Origin of the sequence: Ideonella sp. B508-1 (assembly GCF_000333615.1) — a bacterium.
Lineage (GTDB): Bacteria > Pseudomonadota > Gammaproteobacteria > Burkholderiales > Burkholderiaceae_C > Ideonella.
Genome location: NZ_BADL01000096.1, coordinates 1 through 4793 on the forward strand (window position 1 = coordinate 1; position 4793 = coordinate 4793).

Sequence of the window (4793 nt, forward strand, 5' to 3'; positions counted from 1 at the left end):
AGAACATCGAGGGCTACTACCAGGAGACCGGCCGTGCTGGGCGCGATGGCGAGCCGGCCCAGGCCTGGATGGCCTACGGCCTGGCCGATGTGGTCAACCAGCGCCGCATGATCGACGAGAGCACGGCCGAGGACGAGTTCAAGCGCCTGCAGCGCGGCAAGCTCGACGCCCTGCTGGCGCTGTGCGAGAGCCTGGACTGCCGGCGCGTGCGCCTGCTGCAGTACTTCAGCGAGGAGCGCCCCGAGGGCTGGCGCTGCATGAACTGCGACAACTGCCTGGAGCCACCCGCCCGCTGGGATGCCACCGAGGCGGCGCGCATGGCCCTGTCCTGCATCTACCGCTGCCACCAGCACTCGGGCTTCGGCTTCGGCTCGGGCCACCTGATCGACGTGCTGCGCGGCCAGTCCACCGAGAAGACGCGCCAGCGCGGCCACGAGCAGCTCTCCACCTGGGGCATCGGGCGCGAGCTGAGCGAGGCCCAGTGGCGCGGCGTCATCCGCCAGCTGATCGCCCTGGGCCATGTGCTCAGCGAGGGCGAGTATAACACCCTGGCGCTGGGTGAGAGCGCCCGCGCCGTGCTGCGCGGCGAGGTGAAGATCGAGCTGCGCGAGCCCAAGGCGCCCACGCCGCGCGGCCGGCGCTCGCGCAGCAGCACCGGCAGCAGCCGCAGCACAGCCGCGCCGGTGCTGGCCACGCTGGATGCCGAGGGCCAGGCCCGCTTCGCGGCGCTCAAGGCCTGGCGGGCCGAGGTGGCGCGCGAGCACAACCTGCCGGCCTACATCGTCTTCACCGACGCCACGCTGCGCCAGATGGCCGAGCAGGCGCCGACTTCTCTCACCGAGCTGGGCCAGGTCAGCGGCGTGGGCGCCAAGAAGCTCGAGGCCTACGGCCGCCAGATCCTGCGGGTGCTGGAAGAACAGCCCCACTGAGCCGGGGCCTGACGCCGCCCTAGGGCAGGGCCCGCATCGCGCAGGCCGAGCGCTCCCCGAAGTCGCCGCCGGGCAGGCCCCAGGCATGGGCATACCGCAGCTCGCCGGCGGGGTCCAGTGTCAGCCGGATCTCCTCGCGGAAGCTGTCCTGGGCTTCGCGCGGGCCGGTGGCGAAGCAGACCTCCCAGCGGCCCTGCGTGTCGGGGGCGGCGTCCTGCCGCCCCGCAGGCAGCACGATGCGGTGGCACCAGATGCCGGGTAGCTCGCTCATGACCGGCCACAGGCACAGCCGGCCCTCGGTGTCACGGGCCAGCAGCGTCGCCTCCTCGTGCACCAGGCGACCGTCCGGTAGCCGCAGCGCCCGGTAGCGCAGCAGCACGCCGCGCTCCTCCACCAGGGGCTGCAAGGCCATCCGCCCGGTGAACTCCTCGTCCTCGTGGTTGCGTCCCAGGCCGCGCCATTGCTGCGGGCCTCGGCTCAGGGCCTGGATCAGGTCCATGTGCTCGTCTCTCCCTCGGTCTGCCGTCCACTGTTTGCGGGACAGTCTTGAGGCGACGCGAGGCGGAGGCAACCTCAGCCCTGAGGATGCGCTGCGGCGGGCGGGGCGCTCACTGCCAGCCGTGGCGGCGCACCCAGTGCTGCTTGGCCCACTGGACCCCGGCCATGTAGCCCAGCAGCAGCAGTGGCAGCACCGCGAAGTAGCTGGCCGGCAGCGGCTGCAGCTTCAGCCAGGGCGCCAGCGGCCCCTGGGGCAGCCACAGGGCCAGCACCGCCAGGGCGCCGGTGGTGGCCAGCAGGGCCGGCGCGGCGCGGCTGCCGATGAAGGGCAGGCGCGGGCTGCGGATCAGGTGGACCACCAGGGTCTGGGTCAGCAGGCTCTCGACGAACCAGCCGCTCTGGAACAGCGTCTGCTGGGCGACTGTCTGGGCGCCGTAGCCCCACCACATCAGCGCGAAGGTGGCCAGGTCGAAGACCGAGCTGATGGGGCCGAAGGTCAGCATGAAACGGCCCAGCTCGTCGGGGTTCCAGCGCTGCGGGCGGTCCAGCAGGTCGGCGTCCACCCGGTCGAAGGGCACGGCCGCCTGGCTGAAGTCGTACAGCAGGTTCTGCACCAGCAGGTGCATGGGCAGCATGGGCAGGAAGGGCAGCAGCAGGCTGGACGCCAGCACCGACAGCACATTGCCGAAGTTGCTGCTGACGGCCATCTTGATGTACTTGAGCATGTTGGCGAAGGTCTTTCGGCCCTCCACCACGCCGGCGTCCAGCACCAGCAGGCTCTTCTCCAGCAGGATGATGTCGGCCACCTCCTTGGCGATGTCCACGCCCGAGTCGACCGAGATGCCCACGTCGGCCGCGTGCAGGGCCGGGGCGTCGTTGATGCCGTCCCCCATGAAGCCCACCACATGGCCCTGGGCCCGCAGCGCCTTCACGATGCGCTCCTTGTCCTGCGGCGCCAGCCTGGCGAACACGTTGGCCTCTTGCACGGCGGCCTGCAGTGCGGTGTCGTCCAGGGCCGCCACCTGCGCGCCCAGCAGCAGGCCCGTCACCGGCAGGCCGACCTGCTGGCAGACTTGGCGGGTGACCGCATCGCCGTCGCCGGTCAGCACCTTGATCGTCACGCCGTGCGCGGCCAGGGCCTGCAGCGCAGGGGCGGTGCTGTCCTTGGGCGGGTCCAGGAAGGCGACGAAACCCGCCAGGGTCAGTGCGGTCTCGTCGGTCACATGGTAGGCCGCCTGGGGCGGTGCCTCGCGCCAGGCCACGGCCACCACCCGCAGGCCTTCGGCACTCAGGCGTGCCGCGGTGGCGCGGATCTCGGCCAGCCGCTCGGGCGTGAGCGGCTGTGCCGTCTCACCCTGCCCCTCGCGGGCCACCACGGCCTGGCAGCAGGCCAGCACCTCCTCCACCGCACCCTTGCAGACGAGGCGGGCGGCAGCCTCTGCGGCCGGCGGTTGCAGCACCACCGACATGCGCCGGCGCTGGAAGTCGAAGGGCACCTCGTCGAGCTTGGTCCAGCCACCGCAGGCGCTGGCCAGGTCGCCGCGGGCCAGCAGCGCGCGGTCCATCGGGTTCTTCAGACCGGTCTGGTGCTGGCTGTTGAGCCAGGCCCAGCGCAGCGGGCCGTCGTCGGGGCGGCCCCAGGCATCGATGGCATGCGACAGCGCGATGTGGTCCTGCGTCAGCGTGCCGGTCTTGTCGGTGCACAGCACGTCCATGGCGCCCAGATTCTGGATCGCGTCCAGCCGCTTGACGATCACCTGCCGCCGCGCCATGGCCACCGCGCCCTTGGCCAGCGTGCTGGTGACGATCATCGGCAGCATCTCGGGCGTGAGCCCCACCGCCACCGACAGGGCGAACAGAAAGGCTTCCAGCCAGTTGCCATGGCCCCAGCCATTGAACAGCAGCACCAGCGGCACCATCACGGCCATCAGGCGCAGCAGCAGGCGGCTGACCTGGTTGATGCCGGCTTCGAACTGGGTGGGCACGCGTTCGGTGCTGGCGGCGTGGCCGGCCAGCGCGCCGAAGAAGGTGAGCGAGCCGGTGGCCACGACCAGCACCGTGGCCGAACCCGAGACCACGTTGGTGCCCATGAAGACCAGGTTGTCCGCCGCCAGTGGATCGGTCACGGTCTCCAGTGCGCGGGCGTGCTTCTCCACCGGCAGGCTCTCGCCGGTCATGGCGGCTTGGTTGACGAACAGATCCTTGGCCGACAGCACCCGGGCATCGGCCGGCACCATGTCACCGGCTGACAGCTGCACCACATCGCCCGGCACCAGCTGGGCCATCGGCGCCTCTTGCGCCGTCTGGCCGGGACGCAGCACGCTGGCCTGGCTGCTCACCATGGCCTTGAGCGCATCGGCGGCATGGCTGCTGCGCCGCTCCTGCACGAAGCGCATGCCGGTGGCCAGGGTCACCATGGCCAGGATGACGATGGCCGAGCGCAGGTCCTGGGTCAGCCAGGAGATGGCGGCCAGGGCGGTGAGCAGCAGGCTGAAGGGACTGCGGTAGGCCTGCCAGAGGTGCAAGGGCCAGGGCAGCGGCTTCTCGGTGCCGACCTGGTTGGGGCCGACGCGGCGGCGCACCCGCTGGGCCTGGGCCTCGCTCAGGCCCTCCGTGCTGCTGTGCCAGTGCGCCAGGGCCGCCTCGGGCGAGAGCCGCGCGGCCCCCCGCAGGGCGCCGCCCACCTGGGCCGCCGCATGGCGGTGCGAGGCGCCGCCCACCGCATGGCCCCACCAGGCCAGGCGCCGGAAGCGGTGGCTGCCGTGCTGGCGGTGCAGGAAGCGGGCAAAGCCGCCGCGGGGACGGGCCGGGGCCTGGGGCATGGGCTGAGACGGCGCGGGCTCAGTCCAGGTAGTGCTGGTGAACGTAGTGGCCCGGCGCCGGACCCAGCGTCGCGTCTTCCAGCGGCAGGCGGCCCGGCACCGTGCCGCTGCTGTGGCCCAGCAGCCAGGTGTGCCAGGCGGTCCACCAGGAGCCGTCCTGCGGCAGGGCCTGTTCCTGCCAGTCGCCGCAGCTCAGCCAGGGGCCGTCGTCCGGGCGGGTCAGCATGGCGTAGTGGCGGTGCGGGTGGCCGGGCTCGCTGACGATGCCGGCGTTGTGGCCACCGCTGGTCAGCACGAAGGTGATCTCGGTGTCGGCCAGGCGGTGGATCTTGTAGACCGACTTCCAGGGCGAGACGTGGTCCTTCTCGGTGCCCACGACGAACATCGGCACCCGGATGTCGGCCAGCGACACGGCCCGACCCTCCACCGGGAAGCGGCCCTCGGCCAGCTCGTTGCGCAGGTAGCAGCGCCGCAGGTACTCGCTGTGCATCACCGCCGGCATGCGGGTGGTGTCGCTGTTCCAGGGCATCAGGTCGTTGGGCTG

General features: G+C 71.8%; 3 protein-coding genes and 1 pseudogene. 1 reads left to right on the forward strand and 3 read right to left on the reverse strand.

Going from position 1 to position 4793, the window contains the following annotated elements:
• A partial coding sequence (locus tag I73_RS04130) for an RQC domain-containing protein (protein WP_022979456.1) occupies positions 1-929 on the forward strand: 929 nt, incomplete at its 5' end.
• 19 nt (positions 930-948) lie between these two features.
• Here I73_RS04130 and I73_RS04135 read toward each other — a convergent pair.
• From I73_RS04135 to I73_RS04145, 3 genes and pseudogenes are all read right to left on the reverse strand, one after another.
• The gene (locus I73_RS04135) at positions 949-1428 is read right to left on the reverse strand and encodes a hypothetical protein (RefSeq protein WP_022979457.1); all 480 of its coding nucleotides are present in this window, start codon (positions 1426-1428) and stop codon (positions 949-951) included.
• Positions 1429-1537: 109 nt separating this feature from the next.
• Positions 1538-4249 carry a magnesium-translocating P-type ATPase gene (gene mgtA, locus I73_RS04140; RefSeq protein WP_022979458.1) on the reverse strand — a complete coding sequence of 904 codons (2712 nt, stop codon included), beginning with the start codon at positions 4247-4249 and terminating at the stop codon, positions 1538-1540.
• A 19-nt stretch (positions 4250-4268) separates the two neighbouring features.
• Positions 4269-4793, reverse strand: a pseudogene (locus I73_RS04145) (poly-beta-hydroxybutyrate polymerase); the annotation flags it as partial.